This window comes from Massilia atriviolacea (genome assembly GCF_003953935.1).
Classification (GTDB): Bacteria; Pseudomonadota; Gammaproteobacteria; order Burkholderiales; family Burkholderiaceae_D; genus Telluria_A; species Telluria_A atriviolacea.
On record NZ_RXLQ01000015.1, the window covers coordinates 68,566 to 86,030 of the forward strand.

At 67.4% G+C, this 17,465-nt stretch carries 16 protein-coding genes and 1 tRNA gene; 9 read left to right on the top strand and 8 right to left on the bottom strand.

Annotated features, from left to right (window positions below; all coding sequences use genetic code 11):
- Window position 1 precedes the first annotated feature (1 nt).
- Window positions 2–808, top strand: coding sequence for a D-hexose-6-phosphate mutarotase (locus tag EJB06_RS24135; RefSeq protein ID WP_229427254.1), 807 nt, complete (start codon window positions 2–4; stop codon window positions 806–808).
- Window positions 809–970: 162 nt separating this feature from the next.
- Here the strand turns inward: EJB06_RS24135 and EJB06_RS24140 are convergent, their stop codons facing one another.
- Together EJB06_RS24140 and EJB06_RS24145 are read right to left on the bottom strand one after the other, a co-directional pair.
- Window positions 971–2,044 (bottom strand): carbonic anhydrase, encoded by a 1,074-nt coding sequence (locus tag EJB06_RS24140; RefSeq protein WP_126076580.1) that lies wholly within the window; start codon window positions 2,042–2,044, stop codon window positions 971–973.
- 110 nt (window positions 2,045–2,154) lie between these two features.
- Window positions 2,155–2,799, bottom strand: coding sequence for a VTT domain-containing protein (locus EJB06_RS24145; protein ID WP_126076581.1), 645 nt, complete (start codon window positions 2,797–2,799; stop codon window positions 2,155–2,157).
- Between the two features lie 183 nt (window positions 2,800–2,982).
- On the opposite strand from EJB06_RS24145, the gene EJB06_RS24150 reads away from it, so the two are divergent.
- The 5 genes from EJB06_RS24150 to EJB06_RS24170 all read left to right on the top strand — a co-directional run bounded on the left by EJB06_RS24150 (window position 2,983) and on the right by EJB06_RS24170 (window position 8,336).
- Window positions 2,983–3,915 carry a peptidylprolyl isomerase gene (locus EJB06_RS24150; protein WP_126076582.1) on the top strand — a complete coding sequence of 311 codons (933 nt, stop codon included), beginning with the start codon at window positions 2,983–2,985 and terminating at the stop codon, window positions 3,913–3,915.
- Window positions 3,916–4,171: 256 nt separating this feature from the next.
- Complete coding sequence (mutL, locus tag EJB06_RS24155) at window positions 4,172–6,040, top strand: DNA mismatch repair endonuclease MutL (RefSeq protein WP_126076583.1); 1,869 nt, start codon at window positions 4,172–4,174, stop codon at window positions 6,038–6,040.
- Window positions 6,037–7,266, top strand: a complete 1,230-nt coding sequence (locus EJB06_RS24160) for a multidrug effflux MFS transporter (RefSeq protein ID WP_126076584.1) — start codon at window positions 6,037–6,039, stop codon at window positions 7,264–7,266. The genes mutL and EJB06_RS24160 overlap by 4 nt, the downstream gene beginning before the upstream one ends.
- A complete protein-coding gene (gene miaA / locus EJB06_RS24165; RefSeq protein WP_126076585.1) occupies window positions 7,263–8,222 on the top strand; it encodes a tRNA (adenosine(37)-N6)-dimethylallyltransferase MiaA in 960 nt (319 codons plus the stop codon). Before EJB06_RS24160 ends, miaA begins: the two co-directional genes overlap by 4 nt.
- A 37-nt stretch (window positions 8,223–8,259) precedes the next feature.
- Window positions 8,260–8,336 (top strand) — tRNA-Met (locus EJB06_RS24170).
- Between the two features lie 89 nt (window positions 8,337–8,425).
- Here EJB06_RS24170 and EJB06_RS24175 read toward each other — a convergent pair.
- Window positions 8,426–8,638 (bottom strand): hypothetical protein, encoded by a 213-nt coding sequence (locus tag EJB06_RS24175; protein WP_126076586.1) that lies wholly within the window; start codon window positions 8,636–8,638, stop codon window positions 8,426–8,428.
- A gap of 56 nt (window positions 8,639–8,694) precedes the next feature.
- Window positions 8,695–9,939, bottom strand: a complete 1,245-nt coding sequence (locus tag EJB06_RS24180; protein ID WP_229427255.1) for an SGNH/GDSL hydrolase family protein — start codon at window positions 9,937–9,939, stop codon at window positions 8,695–8,697.
- 108 nt (window positions 9,940–10,047) lie between these two features.
- On the opposite strand from EJB06_RS24180, the gene EJB06_RS24185 reads away from it, so the two are divergent.
- On the top strand, window positions 10,048–10,959 hold the full coding sequence (locus EJB06_RS24185; protein ID WP_126076588.1) for a LysR family transcriptional regulator: 912 nt from the start codon (window positions 10,048–10,050) through the stop codon (window positions 10,957–10,959).
- Here the strand turns inward: EJB06_RS24185 and EJB06_RS24190 are convergent, their stop codons facing one another.
- The 4 genes from EJB06_RS24190 to EJB06_RS24205 all read right to left on the bottom strand — a co-directional run bounded on the left by EJB06_RS24190 (window position 10,960) and on the right by EJB06_RS24205 (window position 14,893).
- Window positions 10,960–11,292 (bottom strand): PIN domain-containing protein, encoded by a 333-nt coding sequence (locus EJB06_RS24190; protein WP_229427256.1) that lies wholly within the window; start codon window positions 11,290–11,292, stop codon window positions 10,960–10,962.
- Between the two features lie 101 nt (window positions 11,293–11,393).
- A complete protein-coding gene (locus EJB06_RS24195; protein ID WP_126076589.1) occupies window positions 11,394–12,545 on the bottom strand; it encodes a CaiB/BaiF CoA transferase family protein in 1,152 nt (383 codons plus the stop codon).
- Between the two features lie 9 nt (window positions 12,546–12,554).
- A complete protein-coding gene (locus tag EJB06_RS24200) occupies window positions 12,555–13,676 on the bottom strand; it encodes an acyl-CoA dehydrogenase family protein (RefSeq protein WP_229427257.1) in 1,122 nt (373 codons plus the stop codon).
- A gap of 32 nt (window positions 13,677–13,708) precedes the next feature.
- The gene (locus EJB06_RS24205; protein WP_126076591.1) at window positions 13,709–14,893 is read right to left on the bottom strand and encodes a lipid-transfer protein; all 1,185 of its coding nucleotides are present in this window, start codon (window positions 14,891–14,893) and stop codon (window positions 13,709–13,711) included.
- Window positions 14,894–14,994: 101 nt separating this feature from the next.
- Here EJB06_RS24205 and EJB06_RS24210 point away from each other — a divergent pair, with 101 nt between their 5' ends.
- Window positions 14,995–15,630 (top strand): TetR/AcrR family transcriptional regulator, encoded by a 636-nt coding sequence (locus EJB06_RS24210; protein ID WP_126076592.1) that lies wholly within the window; start codon window positions 14,995–14,997, stop codon window positions 15,628–15,630.
- A 63-nt stretch (window positions 15,631–15,693) separates the two neighbouring features.
- Window positions 15,694–17,415 carry a cation:proton antiporter domain-containing protein gene (locus tag EJB06_RS24215; RefSeq protein ID WP_126076593.1) on the top strand — a complete coding sequence of 574 codons (1,722 nt, stop codon included), beginning with the start codon at window positions 15,694–15,696 and terminating at the stop codon, window positions 17,413–17,415.
- Window positions 17,416–17,465: the final 50 nt, after the last annotated feature.

The following is a 17,465-nucleotide window of genomic DNA, read 5'->3' on the forward strand; positions in this document are numbered from 1 at the left end:
CATGAACGACTCCATGAACAGCATCGACATGGTCGACTACGGCCAACTGCCCGCCGTGCGCATTCGCGGCGCCGGCGGAGCCCAGGCCATCGTCACCCTGTACGGCGCGCACCTGGTGTCGTGGCAGGGCGCCGATGGCGCCGAACGCCTGTTCTGCAGCGCCGCCTCGAAGCTCGACGGCAGCCGCGCCATCCGCGGCGGCGTGCCCGTGATCTTCCCCCAGTTCGCCGAACGCGGCACCGGCATGCGCCACGGTTTTGCGCGCGTGGCCAGCTGGCGCCTGCACGAGCGCGGCGCCGGCTATGCCGTCTTTTCGCTGACCGATGCCGACCTGCCGCCCGCGCTGGCCCAGGCCTGGCCGCACGCGTTTGCGCTGGCGCTGCGGGTGCAGGTGAACGGCGGCGCGCTGGCGCTGGCCTTCGAAGTGAATAACCCGGGCGCCGAGGCGTTCGCGTTTTCGGCCGCGCTGCACACCTACTTTGCGGTGCACGACCTGGCGCGCGTGCGCATCGGCGGCGTGCAGGAAGGCGCTTTGCGGATCGAGGACCACATCGACCGCATCTACCGGGGCATCGGCGCAGAGATGACGCTGGCCGATGGCGAGGCCACGCTGCGCTTGGCGCAAAGCGGCTTCACCGACGCGGTGGTGTGGAATCCGGGGGCGCTCGATGCGGCCGCGCTCAGCGACATGGACGACGCCGAATACCGGCGCTTCGTGTGCATCGAACCGGCCCTGATCGCGCCGCTCACGCTGGAGCCGGGCGCAGTCTGGCGCGGCGCCCATACGGTCGAGATCGGCGCCGAATAGAAGCCTAAGTACTCGCCCAGAAATAAATGTGTTTTTGGCTGCCAGAACCGGCGCGTTGCTGCGTTGGCTCCTGCTTGCAGTGCTCGCACTGCCGCGCACTCGCCGCCTTGCACCGCATCCGTTTCTGTTTGCCAAAACTCACATTTATTTCCGGTCAAGTACTTAGTTCGATTCCTTGATCATCCGTCCCGAGCTGGCCTGGACCGGGCGGGCGTTGAGCGGATACATGCGCGAGAACAGCGCCATCTGGGCCGGCGAGGCCTGCATCGGCTGCTTCATCACCAGCCACAGCACGCCCTCGTTGCAGGGCGGCGTGGTCATCGACCCCATGAAGGTATAGTAATCGCGGCGCTGCGGCAGCAGTTCGGCCACGTCCAGCACCACGTTCGGGCTGACCACATCGAGCTTTTCCAGCGGCAGGTTGTTCCACACCGTCTGGATCGTGTTGTTGCCCTTGCCGCGTTCGAGCAGCACCGCCAGCATGGCCAGGCGCCCTTCCGGATCCTTGTGCAGCAGGTGCACCACCATCTCGAACCCCTTGCCGTTGACGCGTTCCTCGGACGGGCGATGGAAATGGAACTGAATCAGTTCGTACGAGCGGTTCTGCACCGTCAGGAAATTCCCGCCGCCCACCGTCACCTGCACCGTGTGGCCGTTATCGACCACGTTGAAGCCGGACGGCTTGTAATCGAAGCCGATCTGTTCGAGGTCGACCTTCATGCCGTCGCGCAGGTCGATCGGCGACTGGCGCGTGCCGGTCCCGCACTTGGACCAGGCGGCATTGATCTTGCCCCAGTTGGCCGGGCCGGTCTCGCCCTCGTACGACCAGGTATCGCTGTGGAAGGGGCGCGCCGGCGGCGGCTGGGTGATCGCGGCGACCGCTTCGCGCCGCGTCACCGTGGCCTTCTTGGCCCTGGCGGCAGCGGCCACGCGGGCAGCCTGGTTGGCGCGCATGACCGCCAGGCGCGCCGCGATCTTGGCGGACAGTTCGGCTTCGGCATCGGCCTCGCTCAGCGCTTGCGCGGCGGCGGCCTTGGCCGACGGGGCGGCGGCCGGCTTGGCATTGTCGAGCGCGGCCAGCTTGACCGGCTCGGCTTTGGAGGCAGCGGTTTTGGCGGCAGCGGCTTTGGAGGCGGAAGGCGCGGACGAGGCGGCCTTGGCGCTTGCGGGAGGATCGTTGGCGCTTGCCGTCGAGATGGCCAGGGTGCAAGCGAAAAAGGCGACCAGGTTGCGCATGATGTTCCAGAAAGTTAGAAATACAGTCTGGTTATCGGCGGGCAGGCGGGGAAACTTGAGTCTGCAAAGCAACATCGGCGCGAAAATGTCGCGCCGATGCGGGGAACTGCTTAACGGCTGAGCATCTTGCGGCTGAATTTATACAAACCGCCGAGGGCCAGGGGGATGACTGCCGCGCCGACACCGATCATCACGATGATGGTCAGGTTATCGCGCACGATCGGCAAGTTACCGAAGAAATAACCGGCCGTCACCAGGCTCACCACCCACAGGAAGGCCCCGGTGAAGTTATACAGCTGGAAGCGCGCATGCGTCATGTCCGACACGCCCGCCACGAAAGGGGCGAAGGTGCGCACCACCGGCACGAAGCGCGCCAGGATGATGGTCTTGCCGCCGTGCTTTTCGAAGAACTCGTGGGTGCGGTGCAGCGCATCCTTGTTGAGCCAGCGGTAATTATGGGTAAACACGCGCTGGCCGATCGCTTCGCCGATCCAGTAATTGACGGTGTTGCCGGTAACGGCCGCGGTGATCAGCAGGGCCATCAGGATCCAGGGATCGAGCTGGCCGGTGGCGCAAGCCGCACCCGCAATGAATAAAAGAGTATCGCCAGGAAAGAAGAACAAGACCACCAGGCCGGTTTCGCAAAACACGATGGCAAACAGGACGGCGTAAACATAGACACCATATTGGGCCAGCAAAATCCCCAGGGTCTTATCGACATGCAGGATCATGTCGAAGAATTGCATCAGATCCATAAATATCCTAAAAGGTAGCGCCGCATCATAACATCACTGCGCGTGAAAATTTGTATCCGCGACAAGGCGTCGCGCAAGAAAATTGCGCCGCGTCAGAAGTTTCCTGAGTGACTATCTTGCGCATTACAATGGCGGCGAGCGGCGCAGCCGACGCCGTGCCGGCAACCGACCTGGAGACAACAGATGGATGTAGCACACGGTATCAACAAGACAAGTCTAGTGACGGCCCTGCTCGCATGCGACCTGGCCCTGCCCGCGCACGGCGCCGGGGCTGCCCGGGAACTGCCGTCGAAGCCCACAGTGGCTGACGTGATCAAGGCCTCCAAGCCCTCGGACTGGCGCCCGCTCGATCCCGAGAACACCCTGTACATGGAGGTGCCGGGCGGACGGGTGATCATCGAACTGGCCCCGACCTTCGCCCCACGGCACGCAACGAACATCAGACTGCTCGCCCGCGAAGCCTATTTCGACGGCCTGGCCATCATCCGCTCGCAGGACAACTGGGTGGTGCAATGGGGCGACCCGGACGAAAAGAACCCGCGCCCGATGAAGACCGCGAAGGCCACCTTGCCTGGGGAATTCACGGTCCCGATGAAGAACGACAGCCACTTCACGCGCCTGCCCGACCGCGACGGCTACGCGCGCCAGGTGGGGCACTCGAACGGATTTCCTTCCGCGCGCGACCCGCGGACCGGCCAGGCCTGGCTGGCGCACTGCTACGGCATGGTCGGCGTGGGGCGCGACAATGGCGCCGACAGCGGCGGCGGCTCCTCGCTGTACGTGGTGATCGGGCACGCCCCGCGCCACCTGGACCGGAATATCACGGTGGTGGGGCGGGTGATTTCCGGCATGCCGCTGCTGTCGACCTTGCCGCGCGGCCCGCAACCGATGGGCTTCTACGACAAGAAAGAGCAGCACGTCCCGATCGCCTCGTTCAGGGTGGCGGCCGACGTCCCCGAGGCCGAGCGCAGCCGATTCGAAGTGATGCGCACCGACAGTGCCGCCTACAAAGCGGCGGTCGAAGCCCAGCGCAACCGCGGCGGCCCCTGGACCAAGGTTGCCGCCGGCCATGTCGACCTCTGCAACGCCCCCATCCCCGTGCGCGAACAGCCCTAGTTTCCTCCCCAACCGGGGTCAGAGCTTTTATGTGCAATTCTTTCGTTGCAGAATCGCAGCCAGCCTGCGGTTCTGCGACATTGGCGCCACACTTCGTGACGCTCATCATTCCAGGTCGTCGAAACCAGGGCCGTTCACACTCTGACGGTGCCGATTCATACAATGTTGCAAGTTAAAGCTCTGACCCCGGTTGTAGGAAAGTGGGAAGTTGGGGGCGCGGTGCGGCGTTCGCGGGCGCTGGGGATATAATTCGCGCATGAATGCTCCCATTTCCGCGCACCGCCCGATCCAGGCCCTCCCCGACCAGCTGATTTCGCAGATTGCCGCCGGCGAGGTGGTCGAGCGACCCTCGGCCGTGGTCAAGGAGCTGCTCGAAAACGCGCTCGACGCCGGCGCCACCCAGATCACCGTGCGCCTCGAAGAAGGCGGCGTGAAACGCATCGCCATCACCGATAACGGCCGCGGCATCGCCCCCGACCAGCTGCCGCTCGCCCTGGCGCGCCATGCCACCTCAAAAATCGCGTCCCTGACCGACCTGGAAAACGTGGCGACCCTCGGCTTTCGCGGCGAAGCGCTCGCCTCCATCGCGGCCGTGGCCGCCGTCTCGGTCACCTCGCGGACCGCCGATGCGCCGCACGCCTGGGAAATCGTCGGCTCCCACCTCGGCACCGTCGCTCCGTCCTCCGGCGCGCACGGCACCACCATCGATGTGCAGGACCTGTACTTCAATACGCCGGCGCGGCGCAAGTTCCTCAAGTCCGAACAGACCGAATACGGCCACTGCGCGGAGGTGGTGCGCCGCATCGCCCTGGCGCGCCCGGACGTGGCGTTTTCGCTGTCGCACAACGGCCGCACCATCGATCACTGGAACGTGAGCGAGATGGCGCGCCGCAGCGCCCATATCCTCGGCAGCGACTTCGCCGAGGCCCGCCTGGCCATCGACGAAAGCGCCGGCCCCCTGCGCGTGCACGGCTACGCCGGCCTGCCGACCGCTTCCAAGGCGCGCGCCGACGGCCAGTTCTTCTATGTGAACGGGCGCTTCGTGCGCGACAAGCTGCTGGTGCACGCGGTGCGCGCCGCCTACCAGGACGTGCTGCACGGCGACCGCTTCCCGTCCTACGTGCTGGCGCTCGACCTCGACCCCGCGCTGGTGGACGTCAACGTGCACCCGTCCAAGATCGAGGTGCGCTTTCGCGACAGCCGCGCGGTGCACCAGTTCGTGTTCCACGCGGTCCAGCGCGCGCTCGCCAAAACCTCGGCCACCGACCACGGCAGCGTGCCGGCGCCGCAGATGGCGGCCGACGTCGGCGCCACGTCCACCTGGCGCCGCGAGCATGAGCAGACCAGTTTCGGCGCCCAGCTCTCTTCCACTTATTCGCCGTCGCCTTATCCGCCCGGCAGCCGCTACGACGCCCCCGGCGTGGCGCAGACCATGGACAGCTACGGCGCCCTGTTCGCCGCCTCCCCGAGTGCGGCCAGCGCGCCCGTCACGCCCTACACCGCGCCGGCGCAGACGATGTCGAACGAGCAATACCCGCTCGGCTTCGCGCTGGCCCAGCTGCACGGTATCTATATCCTGGCCCAGAACACCAAGGGCCTGGTGCTGGTCGACATGCACGCCGCGCACGAACGCATCCTGTACGAGCAGCTGAAAAACGCGCTCGACGCGCAGGTCGGCGGCCAGGCGATGCAGGTGCAGGCGCTCCTGATCCCGGTCACCTTCTTCGCCGACGCGGTCGAAGTGGGCACCGCCCAGGAGAACCAGGACACCTTGCAGGCGCTCGGTTTCGACATCGCGGCGCTCTCGCCCACCACCCTGGCGGTGCGCTCGGTCCCGGCCCTGCTCAAGAACGCCGACGCGCAGACGCTGGCGCGCGACGTGCTGCGCGACGTGCGCGAATTCGGCGGCTCGCGCGTGCTGATCGAGCGCCGCAACGAATTGCTCGGCACCCTGGCCTGCCACACGGCGGTGCGCGCCAACCGCATCCTGAACCAGCCCGAAATGAACGCCCTGCTGCGCCAGATGGAAAGCACCGAGCGCGCCGACCAGTGCAACCACGGGCGCCCGACCTGGGTGCAGCTCGACATCTCCTCGCTCGACAAGCTGTTCCTGCGCGGCCAATGACGATGCGCCAGAACGACACCATCGCCCCGCTGGCGCAGTACGCGCACGTGCCGGTACTGCTGCTGATCATCGGCTTCATGATGCTGCAGCCCCTGTCGACCGACTTGTACCTGGCCTCGCTCCCGAGCCTGGCCAGCGGCTTCGGCGCGCCCGCCTCCACCGTGCAGCTGACACTGTCGATGTTCGTGATCGCCTTCGGCGGCGCGCAGCTGGTGGTCGGCCCGCTGTCGGACCGCTTCGGACGGCGCCCGGTGCTGATCTGGGGCCTGTCGCTGTACGTGCTGGCCAGCCTGCTGTGCGCGGCCGCGCCGAATATCGCGCTGCTGATCGTGGCGCGCTTCCTGCAGGCGCTGGGCTGCTGCTCGGGCGTGATCGTCGCCCGCGCGATCGTGCGCGACGCTTACGCGCCGCAGGACAGCGTACGCGTGATCGCGCGCGCCAGCTCCTGGCTCTCGCTGGCTCCCCTCACCGGACCGATCCTCGGCTCCTACCTGCAGGTGGCCTTCGGCTGGCGCGCCGCCTTCGTGGCGCTGTCGATCCTGTCGGCGCTGCTGCTGGCGGCGGTGGTGCTGCGCCTGCCCGAGACGAACGTCCATAAAAATCCCAAGGCGACCGAATTGCGCGGCCTGCTGGCGAACTACCGGCTGGTGCTCGGCTCGCGCGCATTCTGGGCCCATGCGCTGCCCGGCGCGCTGTCGTACGGCGCCATCTTCGCCTTCATTTCCGGTTCCTCGCTGGTGCTGATCCGCGTGCTGGAGGTGCCGACCGCGTGGTTCGGCTACTGCTTCGCGCTCGGCGTGTCGGGCTACCTGAGCGGCACCATCGTGTGCCGCCGCCTGCTGCCGCTGTTCGGCCCCGCCGTCACGCTGCGCATCGGCAGCACCATGTCGCTGGCCGCCGGCGCCGTGTTCCTGGCCGCCGTCGGCGCCGGCCTCGCGCACTGGAGCGTGGTGGTGCTGGCCATGTTCATGACGATGGGCGCGCACGGGATCAATTTTCCGGTGTCGCAATCGGGTTCGGTCTCGCCCTTTCCGCAGCAGGCCGGCACCGCCGCCGGCTTGATGGGCGCCCTGTATATGTGCGTGGCGTTCGCGGTCGGCAGCGTGGTCGGCGCCAGCTTCGACGGTACCCTGATTCCGCTGGCGCTGGTGTCGTGCGGGCTCGGCCTGGCCATCTTTGCCTCGGTGCGCATCACCGCTACCCCACTTGCGAGGGCCACGCCATGAAGCCGTTCGCCGTTGCCATCATGGGCCCGACCGCGTCGGGCAAGACCGCCGCCGCGCTGGCGATCGCGCGCGCCATCCCCGCCGAAATCATCTCCGTCGATTCGGCGCTGGTGTACCGCGAGATGGATATCGGGACCGCCAAGCCGACGCCGGAGGAACTGGCCAGCGCGCCGCACCACCTGATCGACATCATCGAGCCGACCGAGTCGTATTCGGTGGCCCAGTTCCGCGACGATACGCTGCGCCTGGTGGCCGAGATCAGCGCGCGCGGCAAACTGGCGCTGCTGGTCGGCGGGACCATGATGTACTTCAAGGGCCTGGCCGACGGCCTGGACGACCTGCCGGTGGCCGATCCGGCCCTGCGCGTGCAGCTCGACGCCGAAGCGGCCCTCATCGGCTGGCCCGGCATGCACGCCAGGCTGCGCGCGCTCGATCCCGACACGGCCGACCGCCTGGCGCCCAACGACGCCCAGCGCATCAACCGCGCGCTCGAAATCATCGCGCTCTCGGGCAAACCGATGTCGGAACTGCTGGCCAGACGCGAAAAGACCGAACTGCCCTTCGATCTGCTCTCGTTCGGGCTGGAGCCCTCGGACCGCAGCGTGCTGCACGCGCGCATCGCAAGCCGATTCGACCAGATGCTGGGCACGCGCGACGACAGCGGCATCGTGGCGGAAGTGGCGGCCCTGCGCGCGCGCGGCGACCTGCATGCGGGCTTGCCGTCGATGCGCTGCGTGGGCTATCGCCAGGCGTGGGATTATCTCGATGGCAAGATCGACCGCGCGGCCCTGCGCGACACCGGCATCATCGCCACCCGCCAGCTCGCCAAGCGCCAGCTGACCTGGCTGCGCTCGATGCCGGAGCGGGTGGTGATCGATTGCCTGAGTGACAACCCAGCCGGCCAGATGCTGGAGATGATCGTGTCCCGGCAGCAAAAAATAATCGCACAGCCTTGACACCTGAAAATCCGATCTTTATAATCTTTGTCTGTCGGGTGATATAGCTCAGTTGGTTAGAGCACAGCATTCATAATGCTGGGGTCGGTGGTTCAAGTCCACCTATCACCACCAAGAACACGGCAAATCGCGGTTTGCCTTAAAACCCCTGAGAATTCAAACACTCAGGGGTTTTTTTACATCTGCCGCCGGCGCCCCCTGGTCTACGAAAAATTCATCGGCCCGCCCTCGCTGTCGATTATCGCGCACACGCGCGCCAGCGCGGCGGCATCGCCGACAAACACGTACAGCGGCGGATCGGTGCCGTCGATCGGGATGCACAGCGCTTCGGTCTGGTTATGCTCGAGCACATTGAGCGCGGCGGCTTGCAGATCGCGCATCAGCTTTTTGTTGCGCGCCTCAAAAAAATCGTTCATGGCAACTCCTGGGCAAAGTGATCTCCCTGCTTGGACGCCGCCGCGAGGCATCTGGTTCAGCGCCGCGTCCGCTTTTTGCCCATCAGCGCCTGCAAATCGAGCGCCTGCGCCAGCGCGCGGTAGCCGGCGTCGCCCGGATGCAGATGGTCGCCCGAATCGAATTCGGCCCGCATGCGCGACGGCCGCGCCGGATCGCGCAGCACCGCATCGGCATCGAACACCGCATCGAATTCCCCGCTATCGAGGATCCAGCGGTTGACGCGCCGGCGCACGGCGTCCTTGGCGGGACTGTAATGGCCTTCGAACGGCGTGCCGGCCAGCGCGCCCTCGAACGGAATGAGCGTGGCGCCGACGACGCGCAGCTGGTGCGCACGGGCGCGCGCGATCAGCTGGCGCAAGGCCTCGACGACCGGTTGCGCGTTCATGGCCGCATCGCCGGGCGCGAACGGGCTGCCGGGCCAGCCGATGTCGTTAATCCCCATCATGATAATCACGCTCGATACGCCGGGCTGCGCCAGCACGTCCTGGTCGAAACGCGCCAGCGCATTGGCTCCCATCCGGTCTCCCAGCAGGCGCGCGCCCGAAATGCCGGCGTTGACGACGCCAACGCCGGCCGGCGCCAGCCGCTGCGCCAGCACGTCGGTCCAGCGCCGGTCGCGGTCGGGCGAGGAACCGTTACCGTCGGTGATCGAGTCGCCCAGCACCACCACGCTGCGCGCCGCCGCAGGCGCTTCGACCAGCACCGAGTTCAAAAAAGCGCGCCCCGCAAAGCGCGCCGCCGCCGGCAGGTCGGCCGCCGCCGTGGCATTGCCGCCCACCAGATACGGCATTTGCTGGCCGCCCCAGTGAAAGGTCGACACCGGCGTAGGCGCCGGGTAGTAGGTGGTGATGGCCAGCCGCGCCAGCGCGCCGGCCGGCAGGTCGACCGCATCGCTGACCAGCACCGCGCCCGGCGCCGCGCTGGCATGGACACTGCCGCCGAAGGTGACGGCGCGGCTGCTGCCGGCCACCAGCGCGGCGCCCTCGCCCGCCAGCGCGACCCGCATCTCGCCCACCCGCAGCGGCGTTGCGCCATACCGGTTCGACAGCACGATGCGCAGGCGCTTGCCGCCCACGCTCAGGCGCACCACGTCGCGCACCGATTGCCGCTCGAACGACGCCGGCACGCCGGCCGGCAGGATAAAGCTGTCGTCCCAGCGCGCCTGCGGACTGGCGCCCCAGCTGGCGACCCAGTGCGGCTCGGCGGCGGCAGCCGGGATGGACAAGGCGAACAACAACGGCAACGTGCGAAAGGCAAGCATGGCATTTCCCTTTGAGTGAAGTAAAGGCACAAGGTAGGCCATTCCGAATTAGCCTGGTAGACGGGCGGATCGACTATCATTCATTCCAAAATGGAATAAGGAGCGGCGATGGATACCCTGCGCCTGATGCATCTGTTTACCCGCGCTATCGACCTGGGCAGCCTGTCGGCGGTGGCGCGCGAGGCCGGCACCACGCAGCCGACGGTCAGCAAGGCGATCAACGCGCTGGAAGCGCACCTGGGCGTGCGCCTGCTCGAGCGCAGCACCACCGGCCTGCTGGCGACGGCCGAGGGGGTGCGCTTTCACGAGCGCGCCCGGCGCCTGCTGGACGAATACGAGGATGCGCTGGCCGAGGTGCGCGGCCACGCGCGCCAGGCTACAGGCATGCTGCGCGTGAATGCGCCGGTGGCGCTGGGCCAGTTTCACCTGAACGCGCTGGCGCAGGACTTCCTGGCACTGCATCCGCAGATCGAGATCGAGCTGATTCTGAATGACCGCTTCGTCGACCTGGTCGGCGACGGCGTGGACGTGGCGGTGCGCCTGGGCGGCCCGCTGCCGCCCGATGCGGTCGCACGCACGCTAGCGGCCTCGCCGCGCTGGCTGGTGGCGGCGCCGTCCTACCTGGCCGCGCACGCGCGCCTGAAAAAACCGGACGACCTGGCGCGCCACGATTTTCTCCGCTTCGCCTGGCTGGCGGATGGCGATGACATTACCTTGCAGCGCGGGGAGGAGCTCGTGAGGGTGACCACGCGCGGGCGCTACCGGGTCAATAATGCGCTGGCGATCCGCGACAGCCTGCTGGCGGGCGCCGGGATCGGCATGTGCCCGCACTGGCTGGTGCACGACATGCTGCGATCGGGCCGGCTGGCGCGCGTGCTGCCGGCATGGAGCGGCACGCCGCAGCAGCTGGCCCTGGTCTATCCGTCGCGCCGCTACCAGCCGGCGCGCGCACGCCTGTTCATGGACTTCCTGGCGGCGCGCATCGGCGCCCTGCCGGGATGGACGGCGACGCCGGCCTAGTTATTCGGGCTGGCCGACATCGACATCGTCGCTCAGGGTAAAGTCGCCGTGCTCGCGCGCGGCCAGCAGTTCCTGCGCCTGGGCGATGTATTCTTCGGGCGCCAGCACGCGCACCCCGCCCATTGCCGGCAGCAGGAACTGGTCTGCCTGGGCGTGATTGACGTCGGCCACCACCGCCGGAATGCCGGAGGCGACCAGGAAGCTGCGCGCCAGGTACGCGTCGGTCGGCGTGAAGAATTTGGCGACGATGAACAGGTCGCGGCCCGGAATCGCTTCCGCTTCGGCCGTGGCGTCGTCCGGGAAGGACTCGGGGCCGTTCAGGGTATCTTGCATGATGCCTCCGCAGGGTTAGTTGACTGTGACGATCTTACTCCTGATCGCCGCCGCTGCCGGTTAATCCGCCCACACAAACGAAACACAAGAACGGCATCGGGCTAAATGACGCCCTGCTCCCCCAGGAGGGCGATCGCGGCCTCATCCCAGCCCCAGTCCTTGAGCACGGCCGCGCTGTGCTGGCCCGGCCGGGCCGGCGCGCCGCCGAGCGCCGGCACGGTGCGCGAAAAACGCGGCGCCGGTGCCGGCTGCAGTACGCCGTCGACCTCGACGAAGGTGCCGCGCGCGGCGTTGTGCGGATGGCGCGGCGCTTCGTCCAGGTCGAGCACCGGCGCGAAGCAGGCGTCGGTCCCTTCCAGCAGCGCGCACCACTCGTCGCGCGTGCGCCGCGCAAACAGGGCCGCCAGCTTGTCGGTAAGCAGAGGCCAGCCGGCAGGGTCCATCTGGGCGTCGAAAGCCGCATCTTCCGCGCCGGCGAGCTTGCGCAGCAGCGCGTAGAACTGCGGCTCGATCGCCCCGACCGAGACGAATTTGCCGTCGGCGCAGGCGTAGGTATCGTAGAAATGGGCGCCGCCGTCGAGCAGGTTGGCCTCGCGCCCGCCGCTCCAGCCGCCCTGCGCGCGCAAGCCGTACATCATGGCGCCGAGCAGCGCGGCGCCGTCGGTCATGGCGGCGTCGACCACCTGCCCCTTGCCGGAGCTGCGCGCTTCGAGCACGGCGCAGACCACGCCGAAGGCGAGCATCATCCCGCCCCCGCCGAAATCGCCCACCAGATTGAGCGGCGGCGCCGGCGGCGCATCGGCGCGGCCCATCGCGTGCAGCATGCCGGTGAGGGCGATGTAGTTGATGTCGTGCCCCGCCGCCTGCGCCAGCGGGCCGCCCTGGCCCCAGCCGGTCACGCGTCCGTACACCAGCGCGGCGTTACGTGCCAGGCAGGGGTCCGGCCCGAGTCCGAGCCGCTCCATCACGCCGGGGCGAAAGCCCTCCAGCACCACATCGGCCTTTGCGATCAGGTCGAGCGCAATGGCTTGCGCGGCCGGCTGCTTGAGGTCCAGCGCCAGCGAGCGCCGTCCGCGCGCCAGCACGTCGTATTTCGTGCCCAGCATGGGAAACGGCGTGGCCGCGCCGGGCGCCGTCTTGCGCTCGATGCGGATCACTTCCGCGCCCATGTCGGCCAACATCATGGCGCAAAACGGACAGGGTCCGAGGCCGGCCATTTCGATCACCTTGATTCCTGCCAGCGGTCCTGCCATGCGCTTCTCCTAAAGTGAACGGGCGACGATTTCCTTCATGATCTCATTGGCGCCGCCGTAGATGCGCTGCACGCGCGCGTCCACGTACATCTGGGCGATCGGGTATTCGAGCATGTAGCCGTAGCCGCCGAACAGCTGCACGCACTGGTCGACGGCCTTGCATTGCAGGTCCGAGATCCAGTACTTGGCCATCGAGGCGCGCACCGTGTCCATGCGGCCGGCAATGGTGTCTTCGATGCAGCGGTCGATGAAGATACGCGCCACGGTGGCTTCGGTCTTGACCTCGGCCAGCACGAAGCGCGTGTTCTGCATCTCGATCAGGGCCTGGCCGAAGGCGCGCCGCTCGCGCGTGTAGTCGACCGTCAGGCGCAGTGCGCGTTCGATCGCGGCCACGCCGGCCACGCCGAGGATGGTGCGCTCGTAGGGCAGCTCGGTCATCAGCTGGGCGAAGCCCTGCCCTTCCACGCCGCCGAGCACGTTATCGAGCGCCACATGGGCGTCGTCGAAGAACAGTTCGCAGGTGTCCTGTCCCTTTTGCCCGACCTTCTCCAGGATGCGGCCGACCCGGAATCCCGGATTGTCCTTCGTCTCGAGCAGCAGCAGGGAGACGCCCCTGGCGCCCGCCTCAAGATCGGTCTTGACCACGACCAGCACCAGGTCGGCCAGGTAGCCGTTGGAGATGAAGGTCTTGGAGCCATTGACCTTGTAGCCGTCGGCCGTCCTGACGGCGCTGGTGCGGATGCCTTTGAGGTCGGAGCCGGCGCCGGGTTCCGACATGGCGATCGCCGCCACCATCTCGCCGCTGGCCAGCTTGGGCAGGTACTTGCGCTTTTGCGCTTCGGTGCCCTGGTTCAGCAGGTAATGGGCGACGATGGCATGCACGTGGATGCCGAAGGCCATGTCGCCCGCGTAGCCCAGTTCCTCGAAGACGATGGCCTGGTGCGCGAAGCTGCCGTCCGATCCGCCGTATTGTTCGGGAATGTCGGCGCACAGGATGCCCATGGCGCCGCCCTTGTGCCACAGGGCGCGGTCGACGTGCTGCTGCTCGCGCCAGCGCTGCTGGTGCGGCGCGACCTCGCTGGCCACGAAGCGGCGCACGGCGTCGCGAAAGCCCTCCAGTTCTTGTGTCATCCAGGTCGAGGTGCCGCAAACGTTCATCTCCATCATGCGGCCCGGTACATGGTGACCACGCAGGCGCCGCCCAGGCCCAGGTTGTGCTGCAGGGCGACGCGCGCGCCGCCCACCTGGCGCGCGCCGGCGCTGCCGCGCAGCTGGTGGGTCAGTTCGTAGCACTGGGCCAGGCCGGTCGCGCCCAGCGGGTGCCCTTTCGAAAGCAGGCCGCCGGACGGATTGGTGACGACCTTGCCGCCGTAGGTGTTGTCGCCGTCGCTGATGAATTTGTCGGCGCCGCCCTCGGGGCACAGGCCCAGCGCCTCGTAGGTGATCAGCTCATTGTGGGCGAAGCAGTCGTGCAGCTCGACGACATCGAGTTCGTCGGGGCCGATGCCGGCCTGCGCGTACACCTTGGCGGCGGCGGCGCGGCTCATGTCGTAGCCGACCAGGCGCATCATGTCGCCCGAGTCGAAGGTGCCGGGGCGGTCGGTGGTCATGGCTTGCGCGGCGATGTACACGTCGGCCTTGAGGCCATGCTTTTTCGCGAAGCCTTCGGACACCAGCACCGCGGCCGCCGCGCCGCAGGTGGGCGGGCAGGCCATCAGGCGCGTCATCACGCCCGGCCAGATCACCGGCGCGTCCAGCACGTCCTGGGTGCTGACCTCCTTGCGGAACAGCGCCAGCGGATTGTTCACCGCGTGGCGGCTGGCCTTGGCGCGGATTCTGGCAAAGGCGTCGAGCGGGGTGCCGTACTTCTTCATGTGGGCCAGGCCGGCGCCGCCGAAGTAGCGCAGCGCCAGCGGAATGTCCGGCATGCCGACCAGTTCATCGGTCACCGCGTCGAACGGCTCGAACGGGCTGGGACGGTCGGCGAACACGGAGCCTAGCGCGCCCGGGCTCATTTGCTCGAAGCCGAGCACCAGCACGCAGTCGGCGGCGCCGCTGGCCACGGCCTGGCGCGCCAGGAACAGGGCGGTCGATCCGGTCGAGCAGTTGTTGTTGACGTTGACGATCGGGATGCCGCTCATGCCGACCTGGTACAGCGCCTTCTGGCCGCTGGTCGAGTCGCCGTATACATAGCCGGCGTAAGCCTGCTCGATGTCGTCATAGGCGACGCCCGCATCCTCCAGCGCCTGGCGCACGGCGAGGGCACCCATCTGGTCGTACGGCGCGCTGGCGCCCGGCTTGGCGAAGGGGATCATCCCCACGCCCGTGACAAAAACGTTGCGGCTCATGCGCGTCTCCTGGAGTTTTTATAAACTAGGTCGCTCGACCTAGTGCGCCGATTATAGGTCAGCCGACCTGCTTTGCATAGCGCCATGCGATAATCGCGCCCATGTCCCCTACCCTCGCCAGCGCCCTCAGACACAAAGCCTCCGTCACCACCGAAAAAGGGCTGGGGCGGGCCCACGACATCCTGCGCGCGGCGCGCACCCTGCTGGCGGCCGAGGGCTATGCCGGGCTGTCGATGCGGCGCGTGGCGGCGGACATCGGCATCAGCCTGTCGAACGTGCAGCACTACTACCAGAGCAAGGATGCGCTGCTCGAAGCGCTGCTGCTCTACACGATGGACCTGTTCCAGGCCAAGATGGATTCGATTTCGGCGGCCATGGCGGGCGCCCCGCGCCTGGACCAGTTTCTGTCGACCTGCGACATGTTTTTGGAGGAGATCACCGATCCGGTGACGCACGCGATCTTTTTCGAGATCTGGGCGCTGGCCTCGCGCAACGCCTTTGCCTCGAACCTGATGGATACCATGATGGCGCGCGAGCGCAAGGCCATCTTCAAGCTCATTCGCGGCCTCAATCCCGCCATCGGCGACGACGAATACCGCCAGCGCGCGATCCTGATGGTGGCCCAGATCGAGGGCCTGATGCTGTTCCGGCTCGATAAGACCGGGCGCCGCGCCGAATTCCTGGCCGTGCGCGCCTCGGTGCGCAAGGCGCTGCTGGCGCTGGCCACCGAAGCGTAGGCGTCTTTACAACGTCATGTCAACTATACTGGGGGCTCCGCCCATCACGAGGAGAGCGTCCGTATGCACCACAACATCACCCTGATCACCACCATCGCCGCCGCATTGGGCTTCGGGCTCATATTCGGCATGATCGCCGTGCGCTTCAAATTGCCGGCGCTGGTCGGCTACCTGGCCGCCGGGATCGTGATCGGTCCGGCCACGCCGGGCTTCGTGGCCGATGTGGCGCTGGCCGGGCAACTGGCCGAAATCGGGGTCATGCTGCTGATGTTCGGGGTCGGCCTGCACTTTTCGCTGGACGACCTGATGGAAGTGCGCGGCATCGCCGTGCCGGGCGCGGTGCTGCAGATCGGCGCGGCCACCGGCATGGGCATCGGCATGGCCTACTTCTGGGGCTGGAGCCTGGGCGCCGGCCTGGTATTCGGCCTGGCGCTGTCGGTGGCGAGCACGGTGGTGCTGCTGCGGGCCCTGGAAGACCTGGGCATCCTCGATTCGATCAACGGCCGCATCGCGGTCGGCTGGCTGGTGGTCGAGGACCTGGTCACGGTGCTGATGCTGGTGATGCTGCCGGCGCTGGCCGGTGCGCTGGGCGGCACCGGTCCTGACGGCGCCGCCGCCGGCGCCGACGCGAATATCTGGAAGACGCTCGGCATCACCCTGGGCCAGGTGGCCGCCTTCATCGTGTTCATGCTGGTGGTCGGGCGCAAGCTGTTCCCGTGGTTCCTGTGGCGCGTGGCCAAGACCGGCTCGCGCGAACTGTTTACGCTGGCCGTCGTCGCCACCGCGGTGGGCATCGCCTACGGCTCGTCGGAACTGTTCGGCGTGTCCTTCGCGCTGGGCGCCTTCTTCGCCGGGATGGTGCTGCGCGAGTCGCCCCTGAGCCACCGCGCGGCCGAGGAATCGCTGCCGCTGCGCGATGCGTTTTCGGTCCTGTTCTTCGTCTCGGTGGGCATGCTGGCCGATCCGATGGTGCTGGTCGACAGCCCGCTGCGCGTGCTGGCGGTGGTCGCCGTGGTCATGTTCGGCAAGTCGATCGTCGCCTTTGCGCTGGTGATGGTGCTGCGCTATCCGCTCAATACGGCGCTGACGGTGTCGGCCAGCCTGGCGCAGATCGGCGAGTTTTCCTTCATCCTGGCGGCGCTCGGCATGTCGCTCGGCCTGCTGCCGAAAGAAGGCCAGAGCCTGATCCTGGCCGGGGCGATCATCTCGATCGCGCTCAATCCGCTGCTGTTCAAGTTGATCGAACCGCTGCAGCGCGCACTGCGCGAAAAATCGGACGCGGCGCGCAAGGTGGAGCGCTCGACCGATCCGCTGGCCGAGCTGCCCATGTCGGTGCCGCAGGAACGCCTGAGCGGCCAGGTGGTGCTGGTCGGCTACGGGCGGGTCGGACGGATGATCGCCGATTCGCTCATGGCGCAGGGCGTGCATATCGTGGTGGCGGAGCAGAACCGCGAGCTGGTCGACCAGCTGCGCCGCCGCGATATCGCGGCGGTGGTGGGCAATGCGGCCGAACCGGCGGTGCTGATCCAGGCGCACATCGCGCGCGCGGCATTGCTGGTGATTGCGACGCCCGACACCTTCCATGTGCGCGCCATGATCGAGACGGCGCGCGCGCTCAATCCGGCGATCCGGACGCTGGTGCGCACGCATAACGAGGAAGAGGCGGAACTGCTGCGCAAGGAGACCGGCTGCCAGGTATTCGTCGGCGAGAGGGAGCTGGCGCGCAGCATGGCGGAGCGAATCAGCGTGGACCTGGCGGGGGTGAAGCCGGCGAGCGGGCACTAGCCGCTACCCCCGTCCTTCCCGCGAGGCGGGAACGACGGTTCTTAGTCTAA

Coding starts and splice junctions, on each gene's coding strand:
- EJB06_RS24135 (WP_229427254.1), top strand. CDS start 2: ATGAACGACTCCATGAACAGCATCGACATGGTCGACTACGGCCAACTG.
- EJB06_RS24140 (WP_126076580.1), bottom strand. CDS start 2,044: ATGCGCAACCTGGTCGCCTTTTTCGCTTGCACCCTGGCCATCTCGACG.
- EJB06_RS24145 (WP_126076581.1), bottom strand. CDS start 2,799: ATGGATCTGATGCAATTCTTCGACATGATCCTGCATGTCGATAAGACC.
- EJB06_RS24150 (WP_126076582.1), top strand. CDS start 2,983: ATGGATGTAGCACACGGTATCAACAAGACAAGTCTAGTGACGGCCCTG.
- mutL (WP_126076583.1), top strand. CDS start 4,172: ATGAATGCTCCCATTTCCGCGCACCGCCCGATCCAGGCCCTCCCCGAC.
- EJB06_RS24160 (WP_126076584.1), top strand. CDS start 6,037: ATGACGATGCGCCAGAACGACACCATCGCCCCGCTGGCGCAGTACGCG.
- miaA (WP_126076585.1), top strand. CDS start 7,263: ATGAAGCCGTTCGCCGTTGCCATCATGGGCCCGACCGCGTCGGGCAAG.
- EJB06_RS24175 (WP_126076586.1), bottom strand. CDS start 8,638: ATGAACGATTTTTTTGAGGCGCGCAACAAAAAGCTGATGCGCGATCTG.
- EJB06_RS24180 (WP_229427255.1), bottom strand. CDS start 9,939: ATGCTTGCCTTTCGCACGTTGCCGTTGTTGTTCGCCTTGTCCATCCCG.
- EJB06_RS24185 (WP_126076588.1), top strand. CDS start 10,048: ATGGATACCCTGCGCCTGATGCATCTGTTTACCCGCGCTATCGACCTG.
- EJB06_RS24190 (WP_229427256.1), bottom strand. CDS start 11,292: ATGCAAGATACCCTGAACGGCCCCGAGTCCTTCCCGGACGACGCCACG.
- EJB06_RS24195 (WP_126076589.1), bottom strand. CDS start 12,545: ATGGCAGGACCGCTGGCAGGAATCAAGGTGATCGAAATGGCCGGCCTC.
- EJB06_RS24200 (WP_229427257.1), bottom strand. CDS start 13,676: ATGACACAAGAACTGGAGGGCTTTCGCGACGCCGTGCGCCGCTTCGTG.
- EJB06_RS24205 (WP_126076591.1), bottom strand. CDS start 14,893: ATGAGCCGCAACGTTTTTGTCACGGGCGTGGGGATGATCCCCTTCGCC.
- EJB06_RS24210 (WP_126076592.1), top strand. CDS start 14,995: ATGTCCCCTACCCTCGCCAGCGCCCTCAGACACAAAGCCTCCGTCACC.
- EJB06_RS24215 (WP_126076593.1), top strand. CDS start 15,694: ATGCACCACAACATCACCCTGATCACCACCATCGCCGCCGCATTGGGC.